This is a genomic window from Methylobacterium sp. D54C, assembly GCF_053345595.1.
The window spans coordinates 34,282-48,470 of sequence record NZ_JBKFAK010000012.1 but is presented as its reverse complement, the minus strand read 5'-3'; the positions used below and the strand labels follow the sequence as shown (position 1 = coordinate 48,470).

General features: G+C 70.7%; 12 protein-coding genes. 8 read left to right on the top strand and 4 right to left on the bottom strand.

The window, feature by feature from the left end; all coding sequences use genetic code 11:
• Positions 1-94: 94 nt before the first annotated feature.
• A complete protein-coding gene (locus tag ACLBYB_RS20930; RefSeq protein WP_447699938.1) occupies positions 95-1,672 on the top strand; it encodes a winged helix-turn-helix domain-containing protein in 1,578 nt (525 codons plus the stop codon).
• 12 nt (positions 1,673-1,684) lie between these two features.
• Here the strand turns inward: ACLBYB_RS20930 and ACLBYB_RS20925 are convergent, their stop codons facing one another.
• A complete protein-coding gene (locus ACLBYB_RS20925; protein ID WP_447699937.1) occupies positions 1,685-2,581 on the bottom strand; it encodes a LysR family transcriptional regulator in 897 nt (298 codons plus the stop codon).
• A 117-nt stretch (positions 2,582-2,698) separates the two neighbouring features.
• Here ACLBYB_RS20925 and ACLBYB_RS20920 point away from each other — a divergent pair, with 117 nt between their 5' ends.
• From ACLBYB_RS20920 to ACLBYB_RS20890, 7 genes are all read left to right on the top strand, one after another.
• On the top strand, positions 2,699-3,649 hold the full coding sequence (locus ACLBYB_RS20920) for an ABC transporter substrate-binding protein (RefSeq protein ID WP_447699936.1): 951 nt from the start codon (positions 2,699-2,701) through the stop codon (positions 3,647-3,649).
• A complete protein-coding gene (locus ACLBYB_RS20915; protein WP_447699935.1) occupies positions 3,646-4,506 on the top strand; it encodes an ABC transporter permease in 861 nt (286 codons plus the stop codon). Before ACLBYB_RS20920 ends, ACLBYB_RS20915 begins: the two co-directional genes overlap by 4 nt.
• On the top strand, positions 4,499-5,281 hold the full coding sequence (locus tag ACLBYB_RS20910; protein WP_091979593.1) for an ABC transporter ATP-binding protein: 783 nt from the start codon (positions 4,499-4,501) through the stop codon (positions 5,279-5,281). The genes ACLBYB_RS20915 and ACLBYB_RS20910 overlap by 8 nt, the downstream gene beginning before the upstream one ends.
• Positions 5,281-6,195: a polysaccharide deacetylase family protein gene (locus ACLBYB_RS20905; protein WP_447699934.1), complete on the top strand. Its 915-nt coding sequence runs from the start codon at positions 5,281-5,283 to the stop codon at positions 6,193-6,195. Before ACLBYB_RS20910 ends, ACLBYB_RS20905 begins: the two co-directional genes overlap by 1 nt.
• 15 nt (positions 6,196-6,210) lie before the next feature.
• On the top strand, positions 6,211-8,019 hold the full coding sequence (gene atzF / locus ACLBYB_RS20900; protein WP_447699933.1) for an allophanate hydrolase: 1,809 nt from the start codon (positions 6,211-6,213) through the stop codon (positions 8,017-8,019).
• A 115-nt stretch (positions 8,020-8,134) separates the two neighbouring features.
• Positions 8,135-9,142: a dienelactone hydrolase family protein gene (locus ACLBYB_RS20895; RefSeq protein ID WP_447699932.1), complete on the top strand. Its 1,008-nt coding sequence runs from the start codon at positions 8,135-8,137 to the stop codon at positions 9,140-9,142.
• Between the two features lie 696 nt (positions 9,143-9,838).
• Positions 9,839-10,339: a hypothetical protein gene (locus ACLBYB_RS20890; RefSeq protein ID WP_427508533.1), complete on the top strand. Its 501-nt coding sequence runs from the start codon at positions 9,839-9,841 to the stop codon at positions 10,337-10,339.
• 247 nt (positions 10,340-10,586) lie between these two features.
• On the opposite strand, the gene ACLBYB_RS20885 is transcribed toward ACLBYB_RS20890, so the two are convergent.
• The 3 genes from ACLBYB_RS20885 to ACLBYB_RS20875 all read right to left on the bottom strand — a co-directional run bounded on the left by ACLBYB_RS20885 (position 10,587) and on the right by ACLBYB_RS20875 (position 13,373).
• Positions 10,587-11,099: a hypothetical protein gene (locus ACLBYB_RS20885; protein WP_139215721.1), complete on the bottom strand. Its 513-nt coding sequence runs from the start codon at positions 11,097-11,099 to the stop codon at positions 10,587-10,589.
• A 1,134-nt stretch (positions 11,100-12,233) separates the two neighbouring features.
• Positions 12,234-12,458 carry a hypothetical protein gene (locus tag ACLBYB_RS20880; protein ID WP_447699931.1) on the bottom strand — a complete coding sequence of 75 codons (225 nt, stop codon included), beginning with the start codon at positions 12,456-12,458 and terminating at the stop codon, positions 12,234-12,236.
• A gap of 156 nt (positions 12,459-12,614) precedes the next feature.
• The gene (locus ACLBYB_RS20875) at positions 12,615-13,373 is read right to left on the bottom strand and encodes a sugar transferase (protein ID WP_020091236.1); all 759 of its coding nucleotides are present in this window, start codon (positions 13,371-13,373) and stop codon (positions 12,615-12,617) included.
• Positions 13,374-14,189: the final 816 nt, after the last annotated feature.

Below are 14,189 nucleotides of genomic sequence, written 5' to 3'. Positions count from 1 at the left end.
CCGCCCGGGCCCGTGCTAGAGCGCCCTCCGCCGCGGAGACCGGTTCGGTGAGCAGGGCGCGGAACGAGGACATGGCCCCGCCCAGGAACGCCCCGTGATCTACCGGTTCGGATCCTTCACCCTCGATTCTGCCCGGCGCGAGCTCAGCCGGGACGGCGCCGAGATCGCCGTCGAGCCGCAGGTCTTCGACCTCCTGCGGGTGCTGATCGAGCGGCGCGACCGGGTGGTAAGCCGCGACGACCTGCTGGAGGCGGTCTGGAGCGGGCGCATCGTCTCCGAGGCGACCCTCGGCAGCCGGATCAACGCGGCCCGGACCGCGATCGGCGACACCGGAACCGAGCAGCGCTGGATCCGGACGCTCCCGCGCAAGGGCGTGCGCTTCGTCGGCGCCGTTCGGGAGGCCGCATCGGAGGTCTCGCCCGGGATCGCTCCGGAAGACGCGGCGGAGGCGAGCGTCACGTGGCGCACCGGGCCGCGCCTGCCCGCGGTGGCGGTCCTGCCCTTCACCAACATGAGCGCGGATCCGGATCAGGACTACTTTGCCGACGGGATCACCGAGGAGATCATCACGGCGCTGTCCCGCGTCAGCGGCCTGTTCGTGATCGCGCGCAACTCGACCTTCACCTACCGGGGCGCGGCGATCGACGTGCGCCGGGTCGGGCAGGAGCTCGGCGTCGGCTACGTGGTCGCCGGCAGCGTGCGCCGCGGCGGGTCGCGCCTGCGGATCACCGGCCAGCTGGTCGATGCCGGGACCGGCGCCCATCTCTGGGCCGACAGCTTCGACGGCGGGCTCGACGACGTCTTCGCCCTGCAGGAGCGGGTCGCCGCGCGCGCCGCCGCCGCGATCGAGCCCACCCTCCAGCTGGCGGAGATCGGCCGGCTCGGCCGCGACGCGCCGGCCCATCCGGACGCCTACGACCGGCTGCTCCGGGCCAATGCCCGGCTCGCCGACTTCACCGCCGCCGGCATGGCGGCGGCGCTCGATCACCTGGACGAGGCCCTGGCGCTCGACCCGGGCTACGCACCGGCGATGGCCGCGGCGGCCTATTGCCGGGCGCAGTGCCATTTCCAGGGCTGGATCGCGCAGGGCGAGGCGGAGCGCGCGGCGGCCGTGCGGCTGGCCTGGGGCGCGGTCGAGCGCGCGCCCGGGGACGCGCAGGTGCTGTGGATGGCGGCCTTCGCGGTCTGGAACATGTCGGAGACCGGGCGGGACCGGGCGCGCGACCTGTTCGGCCGCGCGCTGCTCGTCAACCCGAACTCCGCCCTGGCGCTCACCCTCGCGGGCTGGATCGAGACCATGTGCGGCCGCGCGGAGGCGGGACGCGCCATGGTCGAGCGGGCGCTGCAGCTCAACCCGCGGGATCCGCGCGGCTGGCTGATGTCGGGCGTGATGGCGGTCGCGGCGGTCAGCGAGGCCGACTATCCCGAGGCGATCCGGTGGGCCGAGCGGGCGCTGGCGCAGAACCGACGCTTCGCCGTCGCCCTGCGGGCGCTCGCCGTGGCCCATGTCGGGCTCGGCCAGCCGGAGCGCGCCCGGCAGGCGGTCGCCGAGCTCCTGGCGATCGAGCCCGGATTGACGGTCTCGGGCTTCCTGGCGCGGATCCCCTTCCCGGTCGCCGCCCTGGGGCAGCGATACGCCGAGGCCCTGGCCGAAGCCGGCCTGCCCGCCTGAGCGGGACGCCGGTCAGGCCCCTTCCCGGTTCAGCCGGACGACGAGCTGATCGGCGAACTTGGCGGCGGCCACCGACAGCGAGCGCCCGCGCAGCTGCGCCAGGACCAGCGTCATCGGGGTGAGGTCGCGGGTGTCGATCGGCCGGCTGTGCAGGCGCGGATCCTCCGGGATGCCGCTGGGCACCTGCAGGCTCACCACGTCCTCCCGCAGGGTGAGATTGCGCAGGAACTCCAGCGAGCCCGACTCCACCACGGGCCGCAGCTCGACGCCCCGCCGGGCCAGCGCGTGCTCGATGTGGTGGCGGATGGCGAGCGATCGGTCGGGCAGCGCCAGGGCGTGCGCGAGACAGTCGCGCAGCCGCACCGGCCCGCTCTCCGCCGCCAGCGCGTGGCCTCTGCGCATCAGCGCGCACAAGGTCTGATGGCCGGAATAGAGCGGGTGCAGCTCCGCCGAGGGCGGCGGCTGCAGGATCAGGGCGAGGTCGGCCTCGAATTCCGCCAGGGCTGTCACCGCCTGGGCGTGGTCGCGGACCTGCACGGTGAAGCCGACCTGCGGAAAGCGGGCGCGGTAGGTCTCGACCTCCTCGGGCACCACCTGGGTGACGAAGGCCTGGCTACAGGCGAGCGCCACGTGACCCCGCCGCACGCCCGACAGGTCGGCGATCTGCGAGCGGACCCGGTCGAGATCGGCGGCCTGGTCGCGGATGTGCCGGGCGAAGAGCTCGCCGGCCGCGTTGAGCCGCATCCCCTGCGGCAGGCGCTCGAAGATCGGCGTGCCGAGCTCGTATTCGAGATCCTGGATCTGCCGGGTCAGGGCCGAGGGCGTGAGGTTCAAGCGCTCCGCGGCGCGCCGGATCGAGCCGGCGCGGGCGACCTCGGCGACGTAGGTGACGGTGCGCAGGTGCTTCACGCGCGCACCCTGCCCGGCTGTTGCGTTTATGGCAACGGCACGCTCAGAAAATAGCACTTCCACGCAACAGGTGGTGCCCGTAGCGTCGGCACATCGGGACCCTGCAGGAGCCGTTCGATGATCCGCCGCCGCACCCTCCTGGCCGGTCTCGGGGCCGGCCTCGCCCTCGGACCCCTGGCCCGGGCCCGCGCCCAGGGCGCGCCCGTCACGATCCGGATGGGCTCCCTCAAGCTGATCCACTCGATCGCGCCGAGTTTCTACGCGCGCTTCACCCCGCCCGGGGTGAACGTGGAGGTTGTGCCCTTCGAGAGCCCGACCGAGTGCAAGAACGCCGTGGTCACCAAGTCGGTGGATTTCGGCACCTTCGGGATCGCCGCCGCGACGCTGGGCGCCGCCGCCGGCGAGCCGCTCGTGGTCATCGCCTCCACCTGCAACCGCGGGATGGCGGTGATCGCCAAGAAGGGCTCCGACATCCACGCCATCAAGGACCTGCGCGGCAAGCGCGTCGCGATCTGGCCCGGCAGCACCCAGGAGGTCTTCGTCCTGGAGCGGATGCGCATGGAGGGGCTCTCGGTGAAGGACATCACCCCCGTGCGCGTCTCCTTCTCGGAGATGCACATCGCCCTCGCCCGCGGCGACGTCGACGCCTATGTCGGCGCCGAGCCGGGCCCCGGCGTCAGCCTCGCCTCGGGCGTCGGCCAGCTCGTCGAGTACCCCTACGGCACCGAGATGGGCGCGCTGAACATGGTGTTCGGCGCCCACCGCGACACGCTGGCCGAGCGGCCGGACCTCGTCCGGACCATGCTGGAGATCCACCGCAAGGCGACGGACTTCGCGGCCAGCGACCGCGACGCGATGATCGCCATGGCGGTGGCGAAGCTCGGCCAGAAGCGCGAGGCGCTCGAGCTCTCGGCCCCGAACGTCGAGCTGACCTGGCGCCTCGGGCCGAACGAGATCCGGCAGGCCGATGCCTACGCGCAGCACATGCTCGCGCTCAAGCAGATCAAGCGGCTGCCGGAGCCCGGCTTCATCGACACCCGCTTCGTCGACGCGCTGGGGCGGGCGTGAGCACCGGGATCGAGGCCGGCGCCCTGCCGGCGGCGGTGACGCCGGCGCCCGCCCGCCGGGCCGGATCCGGGCCCGGACTCGCCCACCTGCGCCGGCTGGCGCTCGCCTGCGTGGTGCCGGCCGCGCTCGTCGCGGTCTGGCAGGTCACCACCGCGGGCCGGCCCTACAGCCTGATCCCGCCCCCCGCGGAGGTCTGGGCCGAGATGCGGGATCTCGCGGTCGGCGGCGTCAACGACGACGCGTTCAGCGGCACGCTCTGGACCCATCTCGCGGCGTCGCTGAGCCGGGTCTACGGCGGCTTCGCGCTGGCGGCCGTCGCCGCCCTGCCGCTCGGCCTGCTGATCGGCCGCGTGCCGCTGATCCGGGCGCTGCTCGATCCCGTCCTGCAAGTCCTGCGCCCCGTTCCGGTCACCGCGTGGCTGCCCTTGGCGATGATCCTGTTCGGCCTCGGGCCGCGCTCGGCCTTCTTCCTCGTGTTCCTCGGGGCGTTCTACCCGATCCTGGTCAACACCGTGTTCGGGGTCCGCTCGGTGGAGCCGCGCCTGTTCGAGGCGGCCGCGATGCTGGGCTGTACCGGTCCGGCGCAGTTCGCCCGGGTGGTGCTGCCGGCGGCGCTGCCGTCGATCTTCACCGGACTGCGGCTGGGGCTGGGCTTCGCCTGGGTGGTAATCGTGGTCGGCGAGATGACCGGCGTCCAGACCGGCCTCGGGGCGATCATCATGGAGGCGCGCCAGCTCTCGCGCACCGAGATCGTGATCTGCGGCATGGCGGTGATCGGGGTCGCGGGCTTCGTCTCCGACTGGCTGGTCATGCAGCTCGGCCGCCGGCTGCTCGCCTGGAGCCCCAATCATGGCTGATCCGACGATCCCGATCCTCGACATGCGGGCGGTCTCCAAGACCTACGCGGCGGGCGGCCGCCGGACCGAGGCCCTGCGCGAGGCGAACCTCACGGTGTCCCGCGGCGAGTTCGTCTGCCTGCTCGGCGCCTCGGGCTGCGGGAAGTCGACGCTGCTGCGGGTCGCCGCCGGCTTCGAGGCCCCGACCGCCGGGCAGGCCCTGATGTGGGGCAAGCCGATCGCCGGGCCGGGGCCGAGCCGCGGCATGGTCTTCCAGGATTACGGCCTGTTCCCGTGGCTCACGGTGCGGGACAATATCGGCTTCGGCCCGAAGGCCCGCGGGCGGCCCGCCGCCGAGGTGCGCGACACCGCCGAGCGCTACATCGCCCTCGTCGGCCTCCAGGCCTTCGCCGACGCTTACCCGCACCAGCTCTCGGGCGGGATGAAGCAGCGGGTCGCCATCGCCCGGGTGCTCGCCAACGAGGCCGAGGTGGTGCTGATGGACGAGCCCTTCGGGGCGCTCGACGCCATGACCCGCGAGCGACTGCAGGACGAGCTGCTCGACCTGTGGTCGCGGACGGGGCTGACGATCCTGTTCGTCACCCACGCCATCGAGGAGGCGATCTTCCTCGCGGACCGCATCGTGATGATGTCGCCCGGCCCCGGCCGGATCGAGGCGATCCACCCGGTCGAGTTGCCGCGGCGGCGCGACGTGTCGAGCCCGGCCTTCAACGACCTGCGCCGGATGCTGGCGGCCCAGCTCCACAGCCACCACGCCCCGCGGGCCGCCGCCTGATGGACACCGCGCCCGACGATCCCCGCCGGCCCGAGAACCGCCTCGCCTACCGCGCCGCCGTCGACCGGCCGCGCCTGACGCTGCCGGGCGGCAAGCACGTCGCGGTCTGGCCGGTGGTCAACGTCGAGCACTGGCTGATCGACAACCCGATGCCGCGCCAGATCCTGGTGCCGCCGACCGCCGCGAGCCTGCTTCCGGATATCCCCAACTGGGCGTGGCACGAGTACGGGATGCGGGTCGGCTTCTGGCGCTTCCTCGAGGCCTTCGCCAACCGCGGAATCCGCCCGACGCTCTCGATCAACGGCTCGGTCTGCACGGCCTATCCCCGCGTGGCCGAGGCCGCTCACGCGGCCGGCTGGGAGTTCATGGCCCACGGCTTCCACCAGGTCCCGACGCACCGGATCCCGGACCAGCCGGCGATGATCGCCCGCACCGTCGCGGCGATCACCCAGACCACGGGGCGCCCGCCGCGCGGCTGGCTGGGACCGGGCCTCACCGAGACCCTCGACACGCCCGACCACCTGCGCGCGGCCGGCCTCGAGTACGTCGGCGACTTCGTGGTCGACGACCGCCCCTGCCGGGTGGCGACGTGCACGGGCGACCTCGTCGCCCTCCCCTACTCCGTCGAGCTCAACGACATCCCGCTGCTGGCCATCCAGCACCACCGGGCCGACGAGTTCGTGGAGCGGGCGCTCGCCCATCTCGACCGGCTCGCGGCCGAGGCCGCCGGCTCCGGCCCCCTCGGCGGGGCCAAGGTGATGGGCTTCGCGATCCACCCCTACATCACCGGCGTGCCGCACCGGATCGGCCTGCTGGAGCGGCTGCTCGACGCCGTCCTGGCGCGCAGTGACGCGGTGTTCATGCAGGGGGGCGAGATCCTCGACTGGTACCGCGCCACCGGCGACGAATCCTGAGCCTCGCTGCGAGGAATGACCGTGCCCCCCTTCCCGACCATCCCGCTCCTGCACGCGGCCTACGCCGAAGGCCTCGACCCGCGCGCCGTCGTGGCCGAGGCCTACCGGCGGCTCGCCGCGGTGGACGATCCCGGCATCTTCCTCGCGCTCGTCCCGGAGGCGGATGCTCGCGAAGCCGCGGCGGCGCTCCCGCCCTTCGACCCCGCGGCGATGCCGCTCTGGGGCGTGCCCTTCGCCGTCAAGGACAACATCGACGTCGCCGGGCTGCCGACCACTGCCGCCTGCCCGGACTTCGCCCATACCCCCGCCGAGACCGCGCCCGCGGTGGCGCGTCTCCTCGCGGCCGGCGCGATCCTGATCGGCAAGACCAACCTCGACCAGTTCGCCACCGGGCTCGTCGGCCTGCGCACCCCCTACCCGGCCCCGCGCAACGCGATCGATCCGGCCTACGTGCCCGGCGGGTCCAGCAGCGGCTCGGCCGTGGCGGTGGCCCACGGGATCGTCGCCTTCGCGCTCGGCACCGACACGGCGGGGTCGGGCCGGGTGCCGGCGGCGCTCAACAACGTCGTCGGGCTGAAGCCCTCCCTCGGGGCGATCTCCAGCCGCGGGATGCTGCCGGCCTGCCGGACCCTCGACACGCTCTCGGTCTTCGCCGGCACCGTGGCCGACGCCGACGCGGCCTTCCGGGTCATGCTGGGTACGGATGCCGCCGATCCCTGGTCGCGGGCCCTGCCGGTGCCGGCCGCCCCCGCCGCCCTCCCGCCGGGCCTGCGCCTCGGGCTCCCGGACGCGGCGAGCCTCCGCTTCGGCGGCGACGGGCTCTCGGAGGCGGCCTTCGCGGCGACGGTCGCCGATCTCGAAGCCCTCGCCGGGGCGGCGCCGGTCGATCTCGCGCCGATGTTCGCCGTCGCGGCCCTGCTCTACGACGGCCCGTGGGTCGCCGAGCGCTACGCGGCGATCCGCCCGGTGATGGAGACGCGCCCCGACATCCTCCACCCGACGACGCGGGCGGTCATCGCCTCCGCCGAGCGCCACAGCGCGGCCGACGCCTTCGCGGGCCTCTACCGCCTCGCGGCGCTGCGCCGGGCCGCGGACGCGGTCTGGGACCGGATCGACGTCCTCGCCGTGCCGACCTACCCCCGCCCGCAGACCTGCGCGGCGGTCGCGGCCGACCCGATCGGGCCGAACAGCGAGCTCGGCACCTACACCAACTTCGTCAACCTGCTGGACTGGTGCGCCCTGGCGGTGCCGGGCCGGCCCCGCGCCGACGGCTTCCCCGCCGGGATCACCCTGCTGGCGCCGCGCGGCTCGGACGGGCTCCTCGCCGCCCTCGGGGCACGCCTGCACGCGGCCTCGGCGCCGCGGATCGGCGCGGGCACGATGCCGGTGCCGGTCGTGGAGCCGGGGCCGGCCACGGCCGGACCGGACGCGATCGAGCTGGCGGTCGTCGGGGCGCATCTCTCGGGATTGCCGCTGAACCGCGAGCTGGCCGGCTGCGGCGGGCGCTTCCTGCGCGCCGTGCCGACAGCCCGGGACTATCGCCTCTACGCCCTGCCGGGCGGCCCGCCGCAGCGCCCGGGGCTGCTCCGGGTGGCGGCCGGGGACGGCGCCCCCATCGAAACCGAGGTGTGGGCCCTGCCGCCCGCCGCGTTCGGACGCTTCGTCGGCGCCATCCCGGCACCGCTCGGCATCGGCACGCTGCGACTCGCCGACGGCACGGCGCCCAAGGGCTTCCTGGTCGAGCAAGCCGGCCTCGACGGGGCGGCCGACATCACGCGCTTCGGCGGCTGGCGCGCCTACCTGGCCGACCGCGCGGCCGCGTAGCCCTCGCCCCCGGGGCCTGACATCGGGCAGCGAGAGGAAACCGGTTCCGCTCCCTCCCGCGGCGACAGGCCACCCGCGCCGCTGCTAGGCTGCCGCCCGGTGGCGGAGCGTTCCGATGCGGCGATCGATCCTGTTCCTGGCGGCCTGTCTGCTGGCCGGCATCACGCCGGCGGCCTCCGCCGGGCCCGCAGCGGACGGCGTCGCCGATCTCGGCAGCTACGCCGCCCGCGTGGAGGTTCACCCGTTCGAGAGCCTGACGCTGACCGACCGGCAGTTCCTCACCGGCACGTCCGCGGGAGCGAAGCCGGTCACGGTCGCGGGGATCCTGCGCATCGCCAAGGCGGGGACCGAGCGCCTGCCGACCGTGATCCTGATGCACGGCTCCGGGGGCCTGGGCGGCAACATCGAGTTCTGGCAGCGGGCGCTGGCGGCGCGCGGGATCTCGACCTTCGCGATCGACGGCTTCACCGGGCGCGGCCTGACCAGCGTCAACACCGACCAGAGCCTCCTGGCGCGCACGAACCTGATCCTCGACATCTACCGGGCGCTGGGCGTGCTGGCGAAGCATCCGCGGGTCGACCCGGCGCGGATCGCCGTAATGGGCTTCTCGCGCGGCGGGCAGGCCGCGCTCTACGCCAGCCTCAAGCGCTTCGACGCGGCCTGGAACCGCTCCGGCGTGATCCCCGCGCTCTACCTGCCGGTCTACCCGGACTGCTCCATCCGCTTCCGGGACGACACGACCGTGGCGGATCGGCCGATCCGGATCTTCGGTGGCGGCGGCGACGACTACAATCCCGCCGCCACCTGCGCGGCCTACGCGGAGCGGCTGAGGGCGGCCGGCGCCGATGTCGACCTGACCGTCTTTCCCGGAGCGCAGCACGTCTTCGACAACCCGACCGGGCCGACCCAGCCCGTGGTGGCCCGGGGCGCGCAGACCGTCCGCGCCTGCGCGATAAGCGAGGCGGCGGACGGCGCCCTCGTGGCGGGCCCGGACGCCACGCCGTTCACCTACGCGGACCCGTGCGTGCAGCGCGACCCGCATATCGGCTCCGACGCCGCCGCCCGCGCCGGGATCCTGGCGCGTGTCTCGCACGCGCTGGACGCCGCGTTCCGGGGACGGTGACCGACGGAGCGCGGTGCGGATCTGCGCGGCCCCTGCCTGCCCGCCGCGCGCTCGCGCGGCGGCCGACTCGGTCAATTGACGTCGTCGGCTTGCCCCGCACCGCCCGGGCCGCCCCCAACCTGCGTGTCGCGTGGCGTTCTACCTCCAGGCAGCGTCATGAATGCTCACAGATCGAACGTGCTCGGCCGAACTGTGGCGATCTCGTGCCCAACTGGGCCAGTAGGCGCAGCCTCTTCGACGGCGAGGACAATCTATCGGGGCTCTCTTTAACTGCCCGGAGACCCGCGACCCCGCTCTCGCGGGCACGGACACCTTCCGACCCTAACACCGCAACCAACCTCGCATTAAGAACAGGGACAACCGAGAGCGTAGCTGTGCGCTTCAATCGACAAATCTACTGCGTTAGATACATCATCGAAATTCGATTTGTCTTAGATGCACGGAAATCGAAGCTGTTCATATCAGGGCCGAAAGTCACTTGTCGCGAGACGGAGCCCATCGCCGAGATCCGCCGGCAAGAATGGCCACTGAGCCCCTATACTACTTTTGGTCATTGCGTACTTCGGAGATCGCTGTAGCCAGTTTATAGGGGTTGGACTCACCCCGCCCAACACTGGTATGTCATGTGCAAGCTTGGCTAGAATGGCCCGGCGCAGCGCGAGGGCGACCATGGCTTTCAGACGAATCGGAACGCTCGTGGCGGTGCTCACTCTAGGCGCGTGCTCCCACGCGCCGCTGATGCCGACTGCCTACAGCGCCTTGCCGCCCCCGACCGCGATGCCTGCGGCAACCGCGTCGACGGGCCCGCTCGTGGGCGCCGCGGCACCGCGTGCTGAGCGCGATATCGATCCGCTCCCCGTCGTCATTCCCGGCACTCTGAAGCTCACGGACGCGCAGATCGGCCAGAACGGTGTGAACCCTCTGGCGGTTCTCGATTCCTCGATGCGCAACCGCATGAGCTGGAAGAGTCTCCGTCCGGAGAATCTGACGAAGCCGCCGATCTATTCCGGCCTGTCCCGCATGTCGAACGGTGCCGGCGTCGGAGAAGCCTCGGCCACACAGAAAGACAACATTCCCGGCTTCGATAAGGATCTCGCCACCAAGAGGATCATGTCGGAGTACAATCGCGAAGCGGCGATGGCGGCGCTCCTGAAGGGCGGACACGCCGCCGCGAAGAGCGTATGCTCAGGATGCTGACGTCGCTCTTCGACGCGGCTCGAGAGTGAACGGCGAGTTCTCCGTATCGACCGGCACGCCTCGGTGCGTTCTCACCCGCCACGCCGGTCCCGACTACGGCCCCCAAGCCGGCGAAGCGGCCATCGCTTTCGCCGTGCGCTCCGTCAGCCGACGCCGCGCAGAAGTCCGTTCGCGGACTCCTTCCGGGAGGATCCCGACGATGCGCCGCACCCATCCTCTCCGCCTGCTTCACACCTGCGGCCAAGCGTCAGTAGCGCGGCGAGAAATTCATCCCCGTCACGACGGTGAAGACCGGCGGCGTGCGGTCAGCAAGCTCGATGCGTGCCGGATCCTGCGAGCGCTCTGTCTGAACTGAGGGGCAGAAAACGGTGGAGGGCACCTCGACCGTCGGTGAGAGCACCCGCTCCAGAGGCGTCGGCCTCGTCATCGCGGGCTTCGGGTCCAGCCAAGTTCCGGGCACCACCTGCTGCCCACAATTGCTGACAACCGCTTCATGTATCGTCCCATCGATTGCGGCAGAAACCACACAATTGGCGGGATGGTACACCAACTCGTACTGAAACTTCCTGTTCTCATCGGATTCGGTTTTGAACCGTTTGTCCAAAATCACGGCCGTGTGCGGGCGATCGGTCGTCCCGACAACATAGAGCCGACCGGTGGCGATGGCAGCGACCGTGATATCGGAGGCCGCCGATGCGGGCATGCTGAAGACAAGCGCCAGCACTCCGGAGAGCGTCGCAGTCGAAACCAAGCCGCGCATCCTGCCCTCACCCTCACCCGCAACCTGTTCAGACCCGGCTCGATTGTATCGTCAGCCGTGATCGCGCCCTGAACAGCGGGTCCCACAGCCATTCTACCGAGCAATGGCCAGCGTCCATCACCCGATAGAGGTACTCAGATCTCTCATCCACCGGGATATCGCGCTGGACGGACCGCATACCAACGCTCGAGCGCCGGCCCACCCGTGATCGCCGAGCCAGGGGCCTGGGTCCGGGACAGGAGCGTGCACGAACCTGACAGCCGGCGCATCGACGTGATCGCCATCCGATACCGGGAACGTGCCACCTTTCCTGACCAGGGACCTATACGTCCCAGACTTGGAATCGATGGCGCGGCATCGCGCACCGAATCCTGGGAATGCCGCTTGCGCCGTTCCGCTCCGATCGGTGAGCCTTCCGACCGCTCCACAATCCGACGTCGGCGATGACGCGAAAGCCGAGCGACGAAGGACCGTCAACATCTCTATGATACAACACCGAAGAGTCTCAACATAAAATAGATTGCGCCGAACAGCGTCACACCTGCAGCAACCCAGATAAAGACCAGCAACCATCGATCAAAATATGCGACATCGCAGTCGGCGTATTCTGTGGCGCAGGGAACGCAGTATGCGTTGGAGATCTCCACCTTCGCCCCGCACGTTTGGCAGGCACCGACCGAGAGGGAGCGCTCGCTGGCAGTCATCCTGCGCGTGCGCGGCGGCCAGCCAAAGTGCCAGCGCCGAATGGCAGCCCCTGCCTCCGAGAACCTCATACAAGCACTCGCCACTCGATATGGGCAAATGACATCTGATCCCGTTCGGGATCCATCACGTCTATCAATTTTCAGAATGGTCAATAGCGCTACTTCATAGCGTTAATATTGTCAATCTCGACCTGATGAAGCTCCCACAACCGGCGCCGCGGCTCCGAGTTCGGTATGCTCCGGACATAACCGGGCTGCGTGCCCGAGAGGTGGGCGGTGAACGGACGCTCAGATGCGCGTTCAGTGTGGCATCACGCTCACCGGAGCTCGGACGGCTGGAGGCCGCGTCGCGGGTCCGTCGGCGGATGACGTATCACGACAGGCCGCTCGAGCCCGGCGGATGCTTCACTGTGACGATGCTGCGCTCGGCTCAGAGCCGCTTCGCAGCGGTGGTCCGATCGCGCAGGATCGAGCGCGCGGCCCGGCACCACAGTCGAGTCGGTAGCCAGTACAGCGCTCGCACCGCACCGAGAGTCGCCATGATCGGCACGAACGCGTGCGCCAGCAGATCGAGGATCACGCCAGGCGGCTCATCCGCCTCGATCCGATCGTACCAGATCGGATCCTCGTGGCGGTACGGGTCTCGTTCGGTCATCGCTGGCACCCGCCACAATCCGATCCGGCCCTCATCTGTAGGACCAGCAAAGTGCTGCCCCGAACCGGATCTGGGAGCGCGGTTCGTGCTGCGCCGTCGCGCAGGGCCAGAGCACGCCGTGCCCCGGCGCGGGGCGGCTCGGGGACCACCCGCGCCTCATCGGCTCCCGCGCTGCGCCAGAACCGCGGGAACCGTGCGCAGCATGATGGCGAGATCCCGGTGCAAGGTCCACCGGGTGGCATAGTCCAGATCCAGCGCGACGCGCTCGGCATAGGTCGTGTCGGAGCGGCCCGAGACCTGCCACAGCCCCGTCACGCCCGGCGGCACGGCGAAACAGGTGGGGAATGCCCGCCCGTAGCGGGCGACTTCGGCCGGCACGATCGGGCGCGGACCGACCAAGCTCATCTCGCCGCGCAGCACATTCCAGAGCTGCGGCAGCTCGTCGAGCGAGGTCTTGCGCAGTACGTAGCCGACGGCGGTGACGCGCGGGTCGTCGCTGAGCTTGTGCGTCGCCGCCCACTCGGCCCGGGCCAGAGGATTGGCGGCCAGATGCGCCGCCAGAACAGCGTCGCCATTCGTCACCATGGAGCGGAACTTCAGGCACCCGAAGCGGCGACCGTCCCGGCCCACCCGCATGTGGCGGAAGATCGGCGCCTTACGATCACCGGCATACACGAGAGCGGCGATCAGGATCAGCAACGGCAGCAAGAGGAAGAGGGCCGTGGCCGCCACCGTGATGTCGAGCCCGCGCTTGGCCGCCCAGCCCAACCGCAGACCGCGCGCCACGAACGGCGCCGTTGGCAGAACGGCCTCCGCGACAGCCTCCGCGGCATCGCCCACTTGGTCCGCCAGTTCGACACCGTACTGCGGCGCACGCAAGGCAGGCTGAAGCGGTGGGCCGACGTCGCGCAGCATGTTCTGGCTCCTCGTGACGGCAGGTGGCCGCCAGGCGCAGCAACGGTTAATCAATTGTTACCGATCGGATATCAAATCATCGCGCCTGTTTCAAGCTTAACCGTACCCTAAATGCCAGTATATTTTCCGCCCAAAAATGCAAGAATAGATTTCGATCCCGCAGGATGAAGCACAGTGGCACCGGGCCTCTGCCTCTCGACCCGGCCACGAATCCGCCTCGATGCCGCAATCCAAGCAATGTCACGAGACACCGACCTTGGCCGGATGCTCACCCATCATTGTGCACTGCGTTCGTCCGGCCCGAGGAATGCCGCGCGTTCCCACGGTTGATGGTCGAGAGCTGAGCCACTTGCAGCTCTGTGCTTCTCCCGCGCGCGCGGGCCACCCGTCCGGACCGGGACGCTCGCGCATGGGATCGCGGCGCAATGTCCAGACGTCCCGCCGCAGGCATTCCGGGAGGTCGCTGCGGCGGCGATCACCGGGATGTTGCTGAATGGCGCGACGAAATCAATTTCGCGCCGAGGGCGATCATGACAACGTGCGGGGCGCGCTCTATGGATGGACTTCCGATACAGTACCTCAGGCGCGGTCAGCGGGATGAGACGCGTGCCGGATCGGTGGCATCGGCCGCCGCGCCGCGACGGACCGTGCGTGCGTGGCCCTATTGCGATGCCGCGGGACTAATCCCTATGGCGGCGGGTTCCGCAGCGTGACCCGGATGGGCGAACTCAGTATCCTGCGGATGGCTAAGCGGCATCCAACGTGCAGGAGCGGCCACAATGCCGGAGCCAGTACGGATTGGGGCCACTCATGATG

What these genes read in the sequence shown, in the direction of transcription:
- ACLBYB_RS20920 (WP_447699936.1), top strand. Translation starts at nt 2,699, where the DNA reads ATGATCCGCCGCCGCACCCTCCTGGCCGGTCTCGGGGCCGGCCTCGCC.
- ACLBYB_RS20910 (WP_091979593.1), top strand. Translation starts at nt 4,499, where the DNA reads ATGGCTGATCCGACGATCCCGATCCTCGACATGCGGGCGGTCTCCAAG.
- ACLBYB_RS20905 (WP_447699934.1), top strand. Translation starts at nt 5,281, where the DNA reads ATGGACACCGCGCCCGACGATCCCCGCCGGCCCGAGAACCGCCTCGCC.
- atzF (WP_447699933.1), top strand. Translation starts at nt 6,211, where the DNA reads ATGACCGTGCCCCCCTTCCCGACCATCCCGCTCCTGCACGCGGCCTAC.
- ACLBYB_RS20895 (WP_447699932.1), top strand. Translation starts at nt 8,135, where the DNA reads ATGCGGCGATCGATCCTGTTCCTGGCGGCCTGTCTGCTGGCCGGCATC.
- ACLBYB_RS20885 (WP_139215721.1), bottom strand. Translation starts at nt 11,099, where the DNA reads ATGCGCGGCTTGGTTTCGACTGCGACGCTCTCCGGAGTGCTGGCGCTT.
- ACLBYB_RS20880 (WP_447699931.1), bottom strand. Translation starts at nt 12,458, where the DNA reads ATGACCGAACGAGACCCGTACCGCCACGAGGATCCGATCTGGTACGAT.
- ACLBYB_RS20875 (WP_020091236.1), bottom strand. Translation starts at nt 13,373, where the DNA reads ATGCTGCGCGACGTCGGCCCACCGCTTCAGCCTGCCTTGCGTGCGCCG.